This window comes from Leptolyngbya sp. GGD (assembly GCF_026735145.1).
Classification (GTDB): domain Bacteria; phylum Cyanobacteriota; class Cyanobacteriia; order Leptolyngbyales; family Leptolyngbyaceae; genus Leptolyngbya; species Leptolyngbya boryana.
The window spans coordinates 1335686-1351587 of the sequence record NZ_JAPQKE010000001.1; the positions used below are offsets into that span (position 1 = coordinate 1335686).

Sequence of the window (15902 nt, forward strand, 5' to 3'; positions counted from 1 at the left end):
GTCTGTTTTCTTCTATTACTTAGAAGTACAAGCAATTGAGCTGGCAATTCTCAATTGAGAATTGCCTAAGCTGAGGTGAACTATTCGATCGTGATTGATTTCGGGGCGTTCCCGTTGGGGCTATGTCCGTTTGTCGTGTAGGTGGTTGAACCTGTTTGTTGATTGAGCCAGCTTCGGACGGGTTCTTCGGTCAGGCTCAATTTGAGGAATCCGGTAAACAGTCCCCCCATGAAGGCGAGCGGCTGTTGGGTAAACTCTTGGACGAGCGGTGAAAGTTCGGTCAGAAACATGTAGCAAACCCTTTGTAGTTAGACTTTAAGCCCGATCGTACCTTAGACCGTCAGGATTTGGGTCGGTGGGTCGCTGCGATCGTAAGATGGTAGAGAAATTTGACCTGAAGAATTGCCATGACGAACCCTGCCGCGATCGACCCTGCTGATCAAACTGTAGAACTTGCTCCAAGCTATGTGATTCCGATCGTTTTAATTGGGGCTGCCATCCCGTTAGTCTTGATCCAAATCTGGGTCAGTGCAGGGATTGCGCTATTTGGAGTATTTTTGCTGATTCAGACGGTTCTGCTGCGGCTGAAGTTTACGCCGACAGATTTAGATGTCTATCGAGGGGAAACGTTGATTCGGCGCTTTCCGTATCGGGAATGGCAAAACTGGGAAATCTTCTGGTCGCCTGTACCGATTCTCTTCTACTTTAGAGAAGTTAAAAGTATTCATTTTCTGCCGATCATTTTTGACCCTAAAATGTTACGGATCTGTCTAGAGCAGCATTTTCCCAAAGCCTGATTTTTGTTGAGTGTAATTTATGAATTCTGATGAGTTGCCAATTGCAGATGAGAATGCCTCCTCGGATGAGACGGGAGCGGTGTTGCCTGAGTTGAAGCTGCCTGAGCGGGAGCGGATTGCTGATCTGATACAGCGCGAACAAGCGATCCAGCAGGAGATCGCGGATCTCACGACGACTCGTGATCAGCTTCAAGCTCAGGTAGTTGCGACGCAAAATAGTCTTGCTCAGGTGGTTCAGCAGAATTTATCGGAGTTGGAGCAACGCAGACAGGCTTTGCAATTGTCGATCGAACAACTCGAACGCCGACAAGAACGGATTCGCAATGAGATGAAAACCAGTTTCGCTGGAACATCTCAGGAAATCGCAATTCGGGTGCAGAGTTTTAAGGATTATTTGGTCGGAAGTTTGCAGGATTTGGCGATCGCTGCTGAGCGGTTGGAGTTACCGAAATTTCAAGAACCTCAGGTGGTTGCACCGACTCAACCTGTGGTCGAAGAACCGAGTGCGATCGCGGCTCCGAAGTTTGCGGAATCGAAGTTTCAAGATCAAGCACGTGAGATTCGCAATGTGATTGATCAGTTTCGCAATCAGCCCGATTATTACGGTCCGGTGTGGAAGTTACGTCGGACGTTTGAGCCAGTTCATGCAGAGCGAGTCTCCACGTGGTTTTTTGATCAAGGCGGACGGGGGGCGGTGCGAACGATGGGATCGCGCTTGCAGAATATTTTGATCGCGTCGGCGACAATTTCGATTTTGTATAAGCTCCATCGCGATCGTGTGAGAACGTTGATTTTGGCAAACTCGCCGGAACGGTTGGGAGAATGGCGACGCGGATTGCAGGATTGTTTGGGAGTGACCCGCAGCGATTTTGGCAGCGATCGCGGCATTACTTTGTTTGAAGCTCCAGAACAGTTGGCGCTAAAAGCAGAACGATTAGAGAAGGATGGCTTTTTGCCGCTGATCGTGGTAGATGAAACAGAAGAAAGTATTAGTCTTGCTTTGTTGCAGTTTCCGCTGCTGCTTGCGTTTGCACCGAGTCCTCAGCAAATGATTCAACAGCAATCTTATTTCTAATCGCTCGTGGGGTTTGAGCTTTGGCTCCGCTCAACCCACGTAGGATCTCAATTTTGGATGTTGAGCAAAATCGAAAGACGGGCGTTTGTGGAGTCGAAGCGCAGTCTGTCATTATTCTACTGGTCTCATTACCTATGCTTCCCTGGTTTATTAACAATGCTTTGCTGCTGATTGTTGCCTACCTCTTAGGCTCGATTCCGACCGGCTATCTGGCTGGACGCTTACTAAAAGGCATTGATATTCGGCAGGAAGGCTCAGGCTCAACAGGCGCAACGAATGTGCTCCGCACGCTTGGGAAAGTTCCCGCGATCGTGGTGTTGGCTGTTGATGTTGCCAAAGGCGTATTAGCGATTGCAGCCGTGAACTATGCGTTTACTACGCTTCCGGGTTGGCTCTACTTCTCGAAGATTGTGGGGTTAGATTTTAATCTTTGGCAGCCTGTGATGGTGACGTTGGCAGGTCTGGCAGCTTTAATTGGGCATAGCAAATCAATCTGGCTAGGATTCACAGGGGGCAAGTCAGTTGCCACCAGTTTAGGGATTTTGCTGGCAATGAATTGGGTGGTGGGATTAGCAACGCTTGGGGTGTTTGGGTTAACGATCGCCATCACGAGGATTGTGTCGATTAGCTCGATTCTGGGTGCAGTTTCGGTGATTGTGTCGATGATTCTCTTTGCTCAGCCATTGCCGTATGTGCTATTTGCGATCGCGGGTGGCGGATATGTGATTTGGCGACATCGATCGAATATTGAGCGATTGATCGCTGGAACAGAGCCGAAACTTGGACAGAAGCTGGAGGAAGCAGAGAATGCGCCGGGTGAATCAGCTTAGTGTTGGTTAGATTGATGTTGCACTAAAAGACAAACAAAATAATTCAACGGGATAACACCTTTAGGTAGAGTTCTGATTGCTAAAGCCGAGTTGAATAGAGAAGTAGGCAGCAAATGAATCTGGCTCATGGTTTCTTGAAAAGATTGAGAAACTCAGGATTAGCCAAATTGATTTTTGCTGAAAGTTTTTAATAACTGAGGTTTTAGTATGCAAGAGTCTTCTGCTTTGATGTTTAAGAAATTGATTGATGCCCAACGGCTTTGTGCATTAATCCTTGGAATTACTTTCTTGTTCATTGGAATTGCTGGATTTGTTCCAGGTTTTATGTCACTTCCAGGTGATGCACCTGTGACGGGTGCTGTTGTACCGCGATTAATTTCACCAGATGGATATGGACATCTCTTTGGCATTTTTCCGACCAATTTTGTCCATAATGCGGTTCATATTGTCGTTGGATTGTTAGGGATTGCAGCCGCAACGAGTTTTAGTGGTTCGTTAGTGTTTAACCAAGGGTTTGCAGTTTCTTATATTGCGATCGCAATTCTCGGAATTTTGCCGATTACGAATACGACGTTTGGTTTAATGCCCATTTACGGTAACAATGTTTGGTTCAATTTACTGACTGGAATTGCAGCCGCTTATTTTGGTTTTGTGAAGCCTGCTGAACTCGCCAAAATGGAATCGCCGAACGCCTAAAAATCCATTGATTTGAAATAGAAAAGGCATCATTCATCGTGATGCCTCTTTTTTGTGCCCAAGCTCTCGTTAGAATACGCCTTCTCGATTCTTCGCAAAGTCTTCGAGTTGCTTAGTTCGATCGTTGGTCATTTTCTCAATGCAATTGGAATAAACCATCGGCTGAATTGAGCCACCCTCATACGCGGCACTCGTGAATGTACAATTTGTATCTCGGAACTTAATCCAGGCTTGTTGTGCTGCGACCAATTGCGATTCGCGACGGCTTCCTTTGTAGCTGCGGATTAATGTTTGATACGCCTGATTGAGTTTGCGATCGGCAGCTCTTGCTTGCTGATTCGCGCAAAAATTCATATCAAATTGCGTTTGCTGATTCTTACAATCTACTCGAATGTTTCTTGGTAAATTCTCTGAGGGGGTAGGTTTATTTTGAGCTGTTGCATGCTGAGAAATCGCACTCATTACCCCAATCATTACTAGAGCAATTAACTTTCGTTGCATGAATTTATTCCTAAATCGTTCTCAGATTGTAAATCTTTCAGTAGCAGTTTAATTTGCTGTTGAATCGTCTCCCATTTTCCGGTTTCGATCGCGATTTTTGGAAATAAGTTTCCTCCGATCCCAACCGCGATCGCACCAGCTTGAATCAAAGATTTTGCATTCTCGATCGTCACGCCTCCTGTGGGGATCATCGGAATATGTCCGAGCGGCGCTCGCACTGCTTTGAGATAACTGACCGAGGGAATTGGAAAAACTTTGACACAGCTCGCTTTTGCATTCCAAGCAGTCATAATCTCAGTCGGCGTGAATGCACCCGGAATAATCGGGATCTCTTGACGTTTGGCGATCGCAATTAAATCAAAGTCTGTATGAGGCATGAATGCGAACTGTGCCCCTGCGGCGATCGCATTCTTTAAATCAGATGGAGCGAGAATTGTGCCAACCCCAATTGTGCAATCAGGAAACATCGATCGCAATTGAGAAACTAATTCAGTCGAGGCATCTGTATTCCAAGAAATTTCGATTAATCTCATTCCCCCTGAGATCGCAGTTTTTGCCATTTGTAGCCCCATTTGGAAATTTGGGGCGCGAATAATACTAATCGATCGCTCTTTTTCAAGTAAGTTCAACCAGGCTTGATCTTCCATTACAAATTCAGCAAAAAATAACGCAAATTTTCTAATTTCAAAAAATATCATTCTAGCCGATTTCACTCATTAGGAAGAGTCAGTTCGGTCATTAGAAGGACGAAGGAAAAAATTGAAACTCTTAAGCTAAAAAACATGTTCAGAAAGGAGATATCAACAATGGTTTTATACAGAATTAAAGACTTTGATCCAGATTACCGGAACCACTTTGATGGCAACGATATCAAAGATTTGGATCTCTATAGTGGAGATGACAAAATTGGTTCGGTGAATGATGCTCTAGTTGATGAAGATGGAAAGTTCCGCTACCTTGTCATTAGCACTGGTGCGTGGATTTTTGGCAAGAAAGTATTGCTTCCGATCGGACGCGCGCAAATTGATTACAATGCTCATCGCGTTTATGCACCCGGCTTGACCAAGGAACAAGTTGAGCAACTGCCTGAATTTACCGATGAAATGAAGATCGATTACAACGACGAAGAACGGGTTCGGGGTGTCTATCGATCGGGTGATTATTCTGCAACTGGTGCAGGTTTGGGTACAGCGGCAGGGACAACTACAACAGATGCATCGATGATGGGTTCGACGGCAACCGCAATGGGTTCTAGCCCGCTGGAAAGCTCGGCAGCTCTAGAAGCTGAAGGAACAGCTTACACAGGTTCGTCGATGGGTGCAACTCCTGCAACGTATGACCGGGATTCCTATCGCTACGATATGGATCGCGACTTGTACAACATGGATCAGCATGACGATCGCATTCGGTTGTATGAAGAACGTCTGATTGCGAACAAGCGTCGGATGAAAGCAGGCGAAGTGACTGTCGGCAAGCATATTGAGACGGAAACGGCTCGCGTCGATGTGCCGCTTGAGAAAGAGCGCGTTGTAGTGGAGCGCGTTACCCCGACGAATACTTCAGCGGTTCCGGGCGAAGCAGCATTTCATGAAGGTGAAGTGGCTCGCATGGAAGTGTATGAAGAAACGCCAGACATTCAGAAAGAAGCGTTTGTGCGTGAAGAAGTTCGCGTGAAGAAAGTGGTAGACCAAGACATCGTGAACAGCGAAGAAGAAATTCGTCGCGAAGAATTGGATGTTAATACTCAAGGTCGCCCGATCGTGGATGATGACACTGCACGCCGCCGCGTGTAGATTCAGTTGAGGCGTTCTCTTGAGAACGTCTCTGATTTGATTGACGTTCAATTGCTCGAGCACGAACCCCGTAACGATCGTTGCGGGGTTTAATCAATGGGTCTAAATTTTTCGACATCGGCGCGGGTTTGAATCGATGGAGGCAATTCGATCGCACAAATTTGATCAAACCGAATCGATGGATTGAAAGGAATTTTGGGAATTAGCGATCGCTTTTCAGATTCCGGTAGATTGGCATAAATCAAACTGAGATGTGGATTCAGAATGAAAGGCGACTCAAAGTTTTGACGAAATGATTCGCTCAGATGATCTAATTGTGGATTTGAAAAGAACTGAATAAATAATGATTTTGTAAATGAATCCGAGTATGAAATTTGATCGACTTCTAGAACAATATCGATATCAGTTTGAAAAGTGATGAATGTCTCAACTTTGCAACTATGCAGTGTGACATGCGGCGCAAAGATTGGAGCGTTGTATCGAGCAGCGAAATCTTGAATGAGAGATTGATAAATTGTGTGATCGGGTTCTGCTGGAATCAGCCAGAATGCAATTTTCATCATAAAAAACTGTAGAGACGCGATCAGTCGCGTCTCTAGCAAAATGACTCAACAGTATCGATTCAGACTGAATCTAAGATGCGATCGCAGAAACCAATTTGGCTTCTTCCTCTTTCGAGAGGACGCGACCTTCATCCTCAAATCCAGCAATGCGATCGAAGTTCAAGTACCGATATAGATCAGCCGCAAACGGGTCGATCTTCGTCGTCACGACTTCCATATATTCCTGAATCGTCGGAATCTTACCGAGCAACGCACAGACTGCCGCAAGTTCAGCAGAGCCAAGATAGACTTGTGCGCCTTTGCCCATGCGGTTATTGAAGTTCCGAGTGGAAGTCGAGAACACGGTTACACCGTCATCGACTCGCGCTTGGTTCCCCATACAGAGCGAACAGCCTGGAACTTCAGTCCGTGCTCCAGCCGCAACGAAAATGTCATAAATGCCTTCGGCTCGAAGTTGTTGTTCATCCATCCGAGTTGGAGGCGCAATCCAGAGCTTCGCTTTGGCAACGCCTGCACCTTCGAGAATTTTCGCAGCAGCGCGGTAATGCCCGATATTCGTCATACAAGAGCCAATGAAGACCTCTTGAATCGGATCGCCTGCGCATTCTGACATGAGTTTGATGTTGTCAGGATCGTTAGGAGCCGCCACGATCGGTTCTTTGAGTTGATCCAAATCGACTTCGATGATGTCTGCATATTCAGCATCCGCATCGGCTTGCAGGAGATGGGGATTGGCGAGCCATTCTTCCATCTTGCGAACGCGGCGGAGAATGGTACGCGCATCGCCATACCCACGCGCCACCATGTTTTTCAGCAATGCAACGTTCGATCGCAGGTATTCAGAAACCGTTTCGATCGAAAGCGCGATCGTACATCCGGCAGCCGATCGTTCAGCCGTTGCATCGGTCAGTTCAAACGCTTGCTCTAGCTGCAAATCAGGCAAGCCTTCCATTTCGATAATCTTGCCAGAGTAAACATTGATTTTGTTCTCTTTAGAAACAGTGAGCTTTCCTTGCTGCATTGCCACATAAGGAATTGCATTCACCACATCGCGCAAGGTTACACCAGGCTGCAACTTTCCTTTGAAGCGAACTAACACAGATTCAGGCATGTCGAGCGGCATCGCACCTAAAGCAGCAGCAAAAGCGACTAGACCTGATCCTGCGGGGAATGAGATTCCGAGGGGGAAACGAGTATGCGAATCGCCCCCGGTTCCAACTGTGTCAGGAAGTAACATGCGGTTCAGCCAAGAGTGAATAATGCCATCTCCTGGACGCAGAGAAACCCCGCCGCGAGAATTGATGAAGTCGGGAAGCTCGTGATGAGTTTTGAGATCGACAGGCTTGGGATAAGCTGCAGTGTGACAGAAACTTTGCATGACCAAATCCGCGCTGAAACCGAGACAAGCGAGTTCTTTTAATTCATCGCGAGTCATGGGGCCTGTTGTATCTTGCGATCCCACGGTGGTCATGATCGGTTCACAAGAAGTTCCAGGACGAACACCGGGCAAACCGCAAGCTTTTCCGACCATTTTTTGAGCTAGGGTAAAGCCTTTTCCGGTGTCAGCAGGCATTTGCGGACGGACGAATAAATCACTCGGCGCAAGTCCTAATGTGGTGCGAGTTTTATCCGTTAAGGTGCGTCCGATCAGAAGAGGGATTCTACCGCCTGCGCGCACTTCATCCAGAATCGTGTCGGGTTTGAGTGCGAAAGTTGAAATGACTGCACCCGATTCATTAGTGATCTCGCCTTTGTAGGGATAGATCGTGATCACATCGCCTGTGTTCAGTTGAGTGACATCACATTCGATCGGTAAAGCACCCGAATCTTCTGCTGTATTGAAGAAAATCGGAGCAATTTTACCGCCGAGAACATATCCGCCTGATCGCTTATTCGGCACAAAGGGAATATCTTGCCCGATATGCCACAACACGGAATTAATCGCTGATTTCCGCGATGATCCTGTGCCGACAACATCGCCGACATACGCGAGGGGATGCCCTTTTTTCTTCAAATCTTCGATGACTTCCAGCGATCCCGGTTGCCGCGTTTCCAGCATTGCCAAGGCATGGAGTGGAATGTCTGGGCGAGTAGTAGCGTGAGTTGCAGGAGACAAATCATCGGTATTGGTCTCACCTGGAACTTTGAAAACGGTTACTGTAATCGAGTCAGGCAAGGGAGCGCGGCTGGTAAACCAGTCTGCATTTGCCCAAGCATTCATGACTTGATGAGCATAAGAATTGCCACTTTCCGCTAATTCTTGGACATCGTGGAAGGCATCATACACGAGCAGCGTTTTGCTCAATGCTGCGGTTGCGGTTTCTGCGATTTCGGAATTGTCAGACTTGAGCAGGTCGATCAGCGAGTGCACGTTATAGCCGCCCATCATTGTGCCAAGCAGTTCGACGGCATCTTTGGGGGAAATGAGCGGGCTGGTGGTTTCACCTTTGGCGATCGCGCTTAAAAATCCAGCTTTGACATAAGCGGCTTGATCGACTCCGGGGGGAACGCGATCGCGCAACAGCGAGAGGAGAAATTCTTCTTCGCCTGCGGGCGGAGTTTTCAGGAGTTCGCACAGTTCCGATGTTTGTTGCGGACTCAGGGGTAAAGGCGGAATTCCTAAAGCGGCGCGTTCTGCAACGTGTTGGCGGTAAGATTCAAGCATGTTCGGGTTTAAGTTCCTGTGTGGATGTAGGTAGTCAGCTTTACAAGATTTTGCGGCTTTGCGGTCATCGATTCAAGCGGTAGCGAACGAAAATCTGAATTGGGTGTCGATCTTCAGTGTAGAACTTGAGAAAACGGGACGACTATTCAAGCAAGCTCAGTTGAATCACGTTCGGATCAGGCTGAGATTTTTTTCGACGAGACGTGGTTTTTTGCGGTTTAATTTCGACATGGGCAACTAACCACGATCGCAACCAAGTCGATCGCTCAATATCTAACTGATCTAAATCCAATGCTGCCGGAAAGAGAGAAGGAGAAGATTTTTGCGCCCATTGAATCTCACTTTCAAATCGATCGCTTCCAAATGGCAGAACTGATTTCGGCATACGAGCTAAATGCGGCAAAATATCGGATTGTTGCCGAAAACTCGATCGCTGTTCTTCGAGTTGCTGAACGCGACGTGCCCGCGCTTCTCGATAGTTCAAAATTGGCTGAGGGTAGCCTTGCACTCGTGGCGGTAAGCCGAGTTGAACCGCCGGAATCTTTGCCAGTTCTGGAACCCATTTTTTGATAAATGCACCTTCGGGATCGCAGCGATCGACGGCTGCCTGTTCGGGATTATAGATGCGAGTCCAACTTTTATCTAAACAATGCGTCACTCCGGCTTGCATTGCCCATTGATAATGATCGATCGGGCAATCTCCATCAATTAAATGCCGCATGAAATGCAGCGCCCCATAACGCCAGTCGTGATTCATCAAATTGCTAAGAAAGCTAGAATACAGCGCCCGCGATCGAAAATTTAACGCCATCCAGCCGCCCGTTGCTTCTAAACATCTTGCAGCCGCATCAATGATGGGGAATCCAGTTTGTCCTGTTTTCCAAGCTTCGTAGAGGGTTTCATCGAATTCCCATCCGTCTTGATCAAAAATTGAATAGAGCGATCGTAGTTCTAACTGCGGTAAATATCGAAATCGTTGAGCAAATCCACTTCCCCAACGCAAGCGTGAAATAAACTGTTTACAACTACGTTCAATTCTTTGATCGCTCGCATATTTCAAAATGCGTTGTGCAGTTTGATAACATTCCCGAATCGAAATTGCTCCAAATTTGATATGTGGGCTTAATCCAGATGTGACTTCTGCACCGGGATACGAAAGTTGCCAATAATAGCGATCGAGCTTTTCATTCAAAAATTGCCCCAAGATATCGCGAGCGGCACTCGTTCCCGCAGGCGGGATTAACTTACCATCGGGAACTAAACCCAAATCATGTAGTTTCGGAATGGGTTCGCTTGCAATATCTTCAGGAGTCGGAATATTCAATGGAGTCGAGAGCATTTCTGCGCTCATGTCGCGATACCAAAGTTTCCGATAGTCCCGATAGTCCATCAATTCCGATGCGGCTCCGCTTGGCTCGAACCAGCGAATTTTTAGACCTTGTTCTACTAACGCCTGATTTAATCGGGCATCTCGAACTCTGCCATAGATGCGTTCGTAATCCACATACGCGTAGATTCCATCTGCTCCAGTTTCGCGAATCAGATCGGGCAAGAGTTCAACCGGATCACCGAATCTGAGAATTAAGCGTCCACCGCGATCGCGCAAATCCTCATCGAGCGATCGTAAACAATCGAGCATAAATGCGACTCGCGCTGATCCGGTTTCAGGATGATGTAAAAGCGCACGATCGAAGATAAACACCGGAATTACAGCACCTCGTGAGATTGCACGATGCAAAGGTGCATGATCACTGATACGTAAATCCCGGCGAAACCAAACGATCGTCCGATTCATTGCTGTTCGATAAATTGGTTGACATCCTCAATCAGGCGGCTCAGTTCGGCTTCGGTGTTGAGTCGAATTCGATCGTCTCGCAAGGTCACGAGCACTCTAGCAGCAAACGGAGATGCCCAAATATTGGGATTGCAGAAAAGCTCTAAAAAGACATCTCCAGTGTAGCGATATTCCATCGACGGTTGGGGTGCGGTTTTACCGCCTGGTGTTGTTTTAGTTGCCGTATTTTTCAGCCGCCCCATTAATTCATTTAACGCGGTTTTTAATTGCTGTGCGGCTTCAGGCGTGAACTGAAACATGACTGAGCCAGTATCAAGGTTTAACGTAAGTTGAGACATTTTCATTTTGATGCGTCGTTTTCAATTATCTGACAATTTTTTACAACAAGTACACTAATCAAATTTGCAATTAATCGAGAAATGGCATGATTACAGTTTGATATTGAGAATTCTTGTAAGAAAACAATCAGATTATGAATAGATAAAAGCACTTATTTCTAAAGCTTTCGAGCTTTTTTTGAGCGTCAGATCTACACTAAAAATCGTAGCAATATTAAACCGATATGCTTTTCGATAATCGATCGACAGTTCGCAAAGTTTTATTGATCACTTTATTCTTAAATCTCTTTGTTTTGCTGCTCAAGGCAGTGGTCGGTTGGCTAACAGGTTCGCTGAGTTTACTTGCTGATGCACTGCATAGCCTAACGGATAGTGCGAGTAACATTTTGGGATTAGCTTCAAGTCGGTTCTCTTCGCCTTTGCCCGATCGCGATCACCCCTATGGTCACCAGAAATATGAAGCGATCGGCGCTTTAGGAGTCGCTGCGTTTCTAGGAATTGCCTGTTTTGAAATTGTGCAAAGTGCGATCGAGCGCATTGGAAAAAACCATATTGTGGCGATCTCTGGTACGGAATTGTGGTTGTTATTGCTGGTGCTAGGTGTGAACCTATTTGTCACGTTCTACGAACGACGAGAAGGACTCCGGGTGAATAGTCCCATTCTGATTGCCGACGCTCAACATACGATGAGTGACGTTTGGGTGACGATCAGTGTGCTAGGAGGGCTGATTGGAATTTGGGTATTCAACTGGCAATGGTTAGATGTAGTCCTAGCATTTCCAGTCGCGATTCTCGTTTTCCGCAGTGGCTGGTCAGTCCTGAAGCAGAATTTGCCGTGGTTAGTCGATGAAATTGCGATCGCGCCCGAAGCGATTCATGCGATCGCGATGTCAGTTCCGGGTGTGTTGAACTGTCACGATATTGCTTCTCGGGGTGTAGTTGGGCGACAGACGTTTATCGAGATGCACTTGGTTGTAGACACGAATGAGGTTGAAATTGCCCATCAGATTACAGAAGACGTGGAAGCAAAACTGATGGAGCGATATAGCCCTGTGCGGGTGATCATTCACGTTGAACCGCCTTCTTATCAGGAAAATCACATTAGTTTTGGGGTTTAAGTCTTGAGTTCGTTGGCGATCGCAATTTTTTCTAACAACAGAGTTTGTAAGTAGTTTTGTGTCGAAGGGCAAAATTAGTGATTTGAACGATTGTCAACATCATCATCTTGCTAATCCAGCAATTCAGGCGACAGCAAACCAGCCTCAAGACCCGCGATCGTACTCAATCGAACATCCGCGATCGCTCTAGTGTAGAAGGTTGAATTGGCTTAACGGAGTAACCTTAGTAAATCAATCTGCGAACGAATCGATATCCTCTTTTACTCAGGAACCCAAAACTCCAACCCCTGAATTGCACCAAAATCCCGATAATTCATCGTCCAGACTGGGCAGCGAAATCGCTGAGCAACTAAAATCACCGTTGCATCTTCTAAACTTCCACCCCAATTTGGCAAACTGCTGATCATTTGCTGCAAACTTAGGATGTCAGACGGATTTAAGAAAACAGGCTGCAAAACTTCTAGCATCAAAGAGAGAGCATTGTAAGCAACCTCGTATCGTTCTTGATTAAGCAACCACTTGTAAACCTCAAAAATGATGGGAACTGGGGTAAGCAGCGTCGTCTTACGCTGAAAAAGCTGACGAAATCCAAGTTCTGCTTCTATATGATGGCGATCGCGCTCATGAAATAGGGCAATTAATGCTCCCGCATCTAAAACAATCTGCTTCAATCGACGTAATCCTCTGCATGCTCATCCGAATGGCGAGGTGACTGCTTCACAATACCCGACAGCGCCATAAATGCTTCAACCTGATTCGAGATAGGAGAATCAACTTCAGGCGTTCTCTCTGAATCAGAGAAGACAACTCGCAAATCAGCATCAGGAATTTGAGCTGCCAAGAGGTTGAAGAGGGCTATTTTGTCAGACTGGCTTAGATCGTTCACCAAAGGGATTAACTCAGCAAGAGACATGATTGCGACTCCAACTTACAATCCTTTCCATCATAGGCGATGTAGCTTTGCTAGATGCGGGCGATCGTAATCCTACAGCAGACCTATTACTGTTCTAGAAATGGGCTTTGTCTATTGATGTATCAATTTCAGATTGCATCTCCAGTTCAATCGCGATCGCTAGAGATTTTGCTACAGCATCTCCAGAATTGCGCTTCCCAACTAGAATCCAGCCAATGCTCCCTCTAAATCCTTTACAATTCTCCAGACGAATCCGGCTCCACGGTCACTCCATCTAATCCCACTGAAATCGATTCCCCTTTAATCAAATCGCTCAGCTCATGAAACTCGATCCGCATATGATCGCAAGCTTGCTTCAGTTCTGAGCGAAACCCGTTCAAATCCGAACCGTATCCACAGAGCATCGCTGCCTCTTCAATACCTTGTTTCGCATTTGCTCTCGCACAATCTACTAAATCCAATCCAGTCAGCCGAGTGGAAGAAGCCATCAGATACTCCTAAAAATCAACTCGTTTCAGTATTCGCGATCGCGTCACAATCGCGCTTCTCTCACAAGAAAGAACCTTACTGATGCCAATACTGGTATGCAGCACACGCCATCGTCACAACTCCCGTCACGATCGCACTTTCATCGACCTCAAACTGCGGATGATGCAACGGATAATTTTTCTTATCTGCAAATCCAACGCCTAAACGAAACATACTCCCCGGCGCATGTTGCAAATAGCACGAAAAATCTTCTGCACCTAAAGAAGGCTCTGGAATAATCTGAATACTTTCGCTGCCCCAAACCTCACGCGCCGCCGACTCTAACAAATTCGTCAATTTCGCATCATTCTGCACCGAAGGCGTACCGCGTCGATAGTTCATCTCATACTTTGCCCCGTAGGTCTGACAGACACTCGACACAATATTCTCAATCCAAGTCGGGAGCGCGTCATTTGTCTCAGGATGCAGCGATCGCACAGTGCCCATCATCGTTACCTGATCCGCGATCACATTTGGCGCACGTCCGCCGCTAATTTTCCCGATCGTCAACACCACCGGGCGCAACGGATTCTGAGTCCGACTAATCGCCTGCTGCAACGCCGTAATCACCTGCGACGCAATCCAAATTGCATCGATCGCCTCATGCGGACGCGCCCCATGTCCCGACTCGCCAATAATTGTCAACTCCAGATCATCCGCTGCCGCTGTCAATGCACCATATCGAATACCAATCTTTCCAGCTGGAATACTGGGAAACACATGCACCGATAAGATCGCATTCACATCATTCATCGCGCCATCCTGAACCATCCACTGCGCGCCTTGAGCAATTTCCTCCGCAGGCTGAAATAGAAATCGAACCTTTCCTGGAAGAGAAACACCTAGTTGCGATAATACCATCGCCGTTCCAAGCCCCACAGTCGTATGTACATCATGACCACACGCATGCATAATTCCGGGCTGTCGAGACGCAAATTCGAGTCCGGTGCGCTCTTGAATCGGTAATGCATCCATATCGGTGCGAATCGCTAGCAGTCGCGGATCATCCCCGCCCGAAAGCTCACCGATGACTCCAACTTTCCCGATCGCTTCTTTTACATGCAATCCACAAGACGACAAAACCCCAGCGACATACACTGCGGTTTGCTGTTCTTGTCCACTTAGCTCTGGATGACTATGCAAATGGCGACGGATTTCAATGAGACGAGGCGCAAGTGAAAGGGCGAGATCTTTAATGCGGTCTTTCATGGGTGAAAATCGTTGCGTTTCACCCATGATAAAACGGTCAATTTGCAAACAGCACAATATTGCGCCAAGTTCCAGCATCTAATTGCTCGATCGGCAAAACTTGATCGAGCGATCGCATCTCTGCATACTGCACATAGCCCAATTCGCGCAAAAGTTGTTTCATTTCTGCTGCAGGTGTTCTGGCTGCTTTTAATGTGTCAGGATTAATTTCCATAATCAGAATCGGCTTTCGTGCGGCAATCATCTTTCTCGCGCCGTTGAGAAAACGATATTCACAGCCTTCCACATCCAGCTTCATCACCACTCTGCCCGGAAGACTCTGCCAATCTAGAGCATCAAACGGCTTCATGGGCACAGTCACTTTCTCATAGTCCTGAGTGCCCGAATGTTCTTGATACAATCCTGCTGCACCGGATGTATCTTTCGGAATCATCAACTCCACTTCGCCTTCTGTATCTCCAACAGCAATTTGATGCACCTGAAAAGGCGAGAAGCGATTTTCAGACATTGAAAGTTCGATCGCTTTTGCCAGTTTTGGCTGCGGCTCGATCGCAATCACTTTGCCTTCAGTCGCGACTAATTGACTCGCTACGATCGAGAAACTGCCGTGATTTGCCCCGACATCCAAAAAGGTATCTCCTGCACTCAAGTAGCGCGACAGAATCTTAGTATCTGCCTTATGGCTCATTAATTCATGCACCACCGCAAACATTCGCCAATCCTTCGCATCAAGAAAGACTGTAAATTCTGGAAGTTGAAGTTTGAGATACTGCTGGTTCGAGAATTTGGCAACCATTGGAAAAAGGAGATGTCCTCCTCGTAGATATCCGGCTCCTGTGAGGTCAAAGAACCATTGGCAATAGACTCCAAAGAAGCGATACAAACCAGGGAGCTGCTGTCTCAAAGTCGGATCACAGATCCACTGCAAAATTGGGCGTTGAAACACCCATCCCCCCATCCCGTCATACTTAAGAACAGAGGCAAGATAATTCAAACCTGGAATTGTTTTCACTGCCTTCTTCAGACGAAGGGTTTGAGAAGTCATAACTGTATGCAATGCAACGTCTTTCCCAGGATTCCC

Annotated in this window: 19 protein-coding genes; 7 read left to right on the plus strand and 12 right to left on the minus strand. The window is 46.9% G+C overall.

Annotated elements, in window-relative coordinates; genetic code table 11:
* Positions 1-80: 80 nt before the first annotated feature.
* Entirely contained in the window at positions 81-290 is a 210-nt protein-coding gene (locus tag OU814_RS06275) for a hypothetical protein (RefSeq protein WP_017289840.1), read from the minus strand.
* A gap of 117 nt (positions 291-407) precedes the next feature.
* Here OU814_RS06275 and OU814_RS06280 point away from each other — a divergent pair, with 117 nt between their 5' ends.
* The 4 genes from OU814_RS06280 to OU814_RS06295 all read left to right on the plus strand — a co-directional run bounded on the left by OU814_RS06280 (position 408) and on the right by OU814_RS06295 (position 3398).
* Positions 408-797 carry a DUF3119 family protein gene (locus tag OU814_RS06280; protein WP_268181336.1) on the plus strand — a complete coding sequence of 130 codons (390 nt, stop codon included), beginning with the start codon at positions 408-410 and terminating at the stop codon, positions 795-797.
* Between the two features lie 19 nt (positions 798-816).
* On the plus strand, positions 817-1872 hold the full coding sequence (locus OU814_RS06285) for a DUF3086 domain-containing protein (RefSeq protein WP_017289838.1): 1056 nt from the start codon (positions 817-819) through the stop codon (positions 1870-1872).
* Positions 1873-1925: 53 nt separating this feature from the next.
* Positions 1926-2702 carry a glycerol-3-phosphate 1-O-acyltransferase PlsY gene (plsY, locus tag OU814_RS06290; RefSeq protein WP_268181338.1) on the plus strand — a complete coding sequence of 259 codons (777 nt, stop codon included), beginning with the start codon at positions 1926-1928 and terminating at the stop codon, positions 2700-2702.
* A 207-nt stretch (positions 2703-2909) separates the two neighbouring features.
* Positions 2910-3398 (plus strand): DUF4383 domain-containing protein, encoded by a 489-nt coding sequence (locus tag OU814_RS06295; RefSeq protein WP_017289836.1) that lies wholly within the window; start codon positions 2910-2912, stop codon positions 3396-3398.
* 69 nt (positions 3399-3467) lie between these two features.
* On the opposite strand, the gene OU814_RS06300 is transcribed toward OU814_RS06295, so the two are convergent.
* Both OU814_RS06300 and OU814_RS06305 read right to left on the minus strand, forming a co-directional pair.
* A complete protein-coding gene (locus OU814_RS06300) occupies positions 3468-3899 on the minus strand; it encodes a lysozyme inhibitor LprI family protein (protein WP_017289835.1) in 432 nt (143 codons plus the stop codon).
* Positions 3884-4546 carry a bifunctional 4-hydroxy-2-oxoglutarate aldolase/2-dehydro-3-deoxy-phosphogluconate aldolase gene (locus tag OU814_RS06305; RefSeq protein ID WP_268181341.1) on the minus strand — a complete coding sequence of 221 codons (663 nt, stop codon included), beginning with the start codon at positions 4544-4546 and terminating at the stop codon, positions 3884-3886. Before OU814_RS06305 ends, OU814_RS06300 begins: the two co-directional genes overlap by 16 nt.
* 159 nt (positions 4547-4705) lie before the next feature.
* On the opposite strand from OU814_RS06305, the gene OU814_RS06310 reads away from it, so the two are divergent.
* Positions 4706-5692 (plus strand): DUF2382 domain-containing protein, encoded by a 987-nt coding sequence (locus OU814_RS06310; RefSeq protein WP_017289833.1) that lies wholly within the window; start codon positions 4706-4708, stop codon positions 5690-5692.
* A gap of 89 nt (positions 5693-5781) precedes the next feature.
* Here the strand turns inward: OU814_RS06310 and OU814_RS06315 are convergent, their stop codons facing one another.
* The 4 genes from OU814_RS06315 to OU814_RS06330 form a co-directional block, all read right to left on the minus strand.
* Complete coding sequence (locus tag OU814_RS06315) at positions 5782-6255, minus strand: hypothetical protein (protein ID WP_268181344.1); 474 nt, start codon at positions 6253-6255, stop codon at positions 5782-5784.
* Between the two features lie 70 nt (positions 6256-6325).
* Positions 6326-8920 carry a bifunctional aconitate hydratase 2/2-methylisocitrate dehydratase gene (gene acnB / locus OU814_RS06320; protein WP_268181346.1) on the minus strand — a complete coding sequence of 865 codons (2595 nt, stop codon included), beginning with the start codon at positions 8918-8920 and terminating at the stop codon, positions 6326-6328.
* A gap of 142 nt (positions 8921-9062) precedes the next feature.
* Positions 9063-10715 carry an FAD-binding domain-containing protein gene (locus tag OU814_RS06325; protein WP_268181348.1) on the minus strand — a complete coding sequence of 551 codons (1653 nt, stop codon included), beginning with the start codon at positions 10713-10715 and terminating at the stop codon, positions 9063-9065.
* Entirely contained in the window at positions 10712-11053 is a 342-nt protein-coding gene (locus OU814_RS06330; RefSeq protein WP_268181350.1) for a hypothetical protein, read from the minus strand. The genes OU814_RS06325 and OU814_RS06330 overlap by 4 nt, the downstream gene beginning before the upstream one ends.
* Positions 11054-11277: 224 nt before the next feature.
* Here OU814_RS06330 and OU814_RS06335 point away from each other — a divergent pair, with 224 nt between their 5' ends.
* On the plus strand, positions 11278-12171 hold the full coding sequence (locus tag OU814_RS06335) for a cation diffusion facilitator family transporter (protein WP_268181352.1): 894 nt from the start codon (positions 11278-11280) through the stop codon (positions 12169-12171).
* Positions 12172-12229: 58 nt separating this feature from the next.
* Entirely contained in the window at positions 12230-12361 is a 132-nt protein-coding gene (locus OU814_RS06340) for a hypothetical protein (RefSeq protein ID WP_268181354.1), read from the plus strand.
* Positions 12362-12431: 70 nt separating this feature from the next.
* Here the strand turns inward: OU814_RS06340 and OU814_RS06345 are convergent, their stop codons facing one another.
* The 5 genes from OU814_RS06345 to OU814_RS06365 form a co-directional block, all read right to left on the minus strand.
* Entirely contained in the window at positions 12432-12842 is a 411-nt protein-coding gene (locus OU814_RS06345; RefSeq protein WP_268181356.1) for a type II toxin-antitoxin system VapC family toxin, read from the minus strand.
* Positions 12839-13084: a hypothetical protein gene (locus OU814_RS06350; RefSeq protein WP_268181358.1), complete on the minus strand. Its 246-nt coding sequence runs from the start codon at positions 13082-13084 to the stop codon at positions 12839-12841. Before OU814_RS06350 ends, OU814_RS06345 begins: the two co-directional genes overlap by 4 nt.
* A 233-nt stretch (positions 13085-13317) precedes the next feature.
* Positions 13318-13572, minus strand: coding sequence for a hypothetical protein (locus tag OU814_RS06355; protein ID WP_017289824.1), 255 nt, complete (start codon positions 13570-13572; stop codon positions 13318-13320).
* A 76-nt stretch (positions 13573-13648) separates the two neighbouring features.
* Entirely contained in the window at positions 13649-14848 is a 1200-nt protein-coding gene (locus OU814_RS06360; RefSeq protein ID WP_316428253.1) for a M20 family metallopeptidase, read from the minus strand.
* Positions 14849-14858: 10 nt separating this feature from the next.
* Positions 14859-15866, minus strand: coding sequence for an FkbM family methyltransferase (locus OU814_RS06365; protein WP_268181360.1), 1008 nt, complete (start codon positions 15864-15866; stop codon positions 14859-14861).
* Positions 15867-15902 lie beyond the last annotated feature (36 nt).

Excerpts from the sequence above, each read along its gene's own strand:
- OU814_RS06275 (WP_017289840.1), bottom strand. The coding sequence starts at position 290 with ATGTTTCTGACCGAACTTTCACCGCTCGTCCAAGAGTTTACCCAACAG.
- OU814_RS06280 (WP_268181336.1), top strand. The coding sequence starts at position 408 with ATGACGAACCCTGCCGCGATCGACCCTGCTGATCAAACTGTAGAACTT.
- OU814_RS06285 (WP_017289838.1), top strand. The coding sequence starts at position 817 with ATGAATTCTGATGAGTTGCCAATTGCAGATGAGAATGCCTCCTCGGAT.
- OU814_RS06295 (WP_017289836.1), top strand. The coding sequence starts at position 2,910 with ATGCAAGAGTCTTCTGCTTTGATGTTTAAGAAATTGATTGATGCCCAA.
- OU814_RS06300 (WP_017289835.1), bottom strand. The coding sequence starts at position 3,899 with ATGCAACGAAAGTTAATTGCTCTAGTAATGATTGGGGTAATGAGTGCG.
- OU814_RS06305 (WP_268181341.1), bottom strand. The coding sequence starts at position 4,546 with ATGGAAGATCAAGCCTGGTTGAACTTACTTGAAAAAGAGCGATCGATT.
- OU814_RS06310 (WP_017289833.1), top strand. The coding sequence starts at position 4,706 with ATGGTTTTATACAGAATTAAAGACTTTGATCCAGATTACCGGAACCAC.
- OU814_RS06315 (WP_268181344.1), bottom strand. The coding sequence starts at position 6,255 with ATGATGAAAATTGCATTCTGGCTGATTCCAGCAGAACCCGATCACACA.
- acnB (WP_268181346.1), bottom strand. The coding sequence starts at position 8,920 with ATGCTTGAATCTTACCGCCAACACGTTGCAGAACGCGCCGCTTTAGGA.
- OU814_RS06325 (WP_268181348.1), bottom strand. The coding sequence starts at position 10,715 with ATGAATCGGACGATCGTTTGGTTTCGCCGGGATTTACGTATCAGTGAT.
- OU814_RS06330 (WP_268181350.1), bottom strand. The coding sequence starts at position 11,053 with ATGTCTCAACTTACGTTAAACCTTGATACTGGCTCAGTCATGTTTCAG.
- OU814_RS06335 (WP_268181352.1), top strand. The coding sequence starts at position 11,278 with ATGCTTTTCGATAATCGATCGACAGTTCGCAAAGTTTTATTGATCACT.
- OU814_RS06350 (WP_268181358.1), bottom strand. The coding sequence starts at position 13,084 with ATGTCTCTTGCTGAGTTAATCCCTTTGGTGAACGATCTAAGCCAGTCT.
- OU814_RS06355 (WP_017289824.1), bottom strand. The coding sequence starts at position 13,572 with ATGGCTTCTTCCACTCGGCTGACTGGATTGGATTTAGTAGATTGTGCG.
- OU814_RS06360 (WP_316428253.1), bottom strand. The coding sequence starts at position 14,848 with ATGGGTGAAACGCAACGATTTTCACCCATGAAAGACCGCATTAAAGAT.
- OU814_RS06365 (WP_268181360.1), bottom strand. The coding sequence starts at position 15,866 with ATGACTTCTCAAACCCTTCGTCTGAAGAAGGCAGTGAAAACAATTCCA.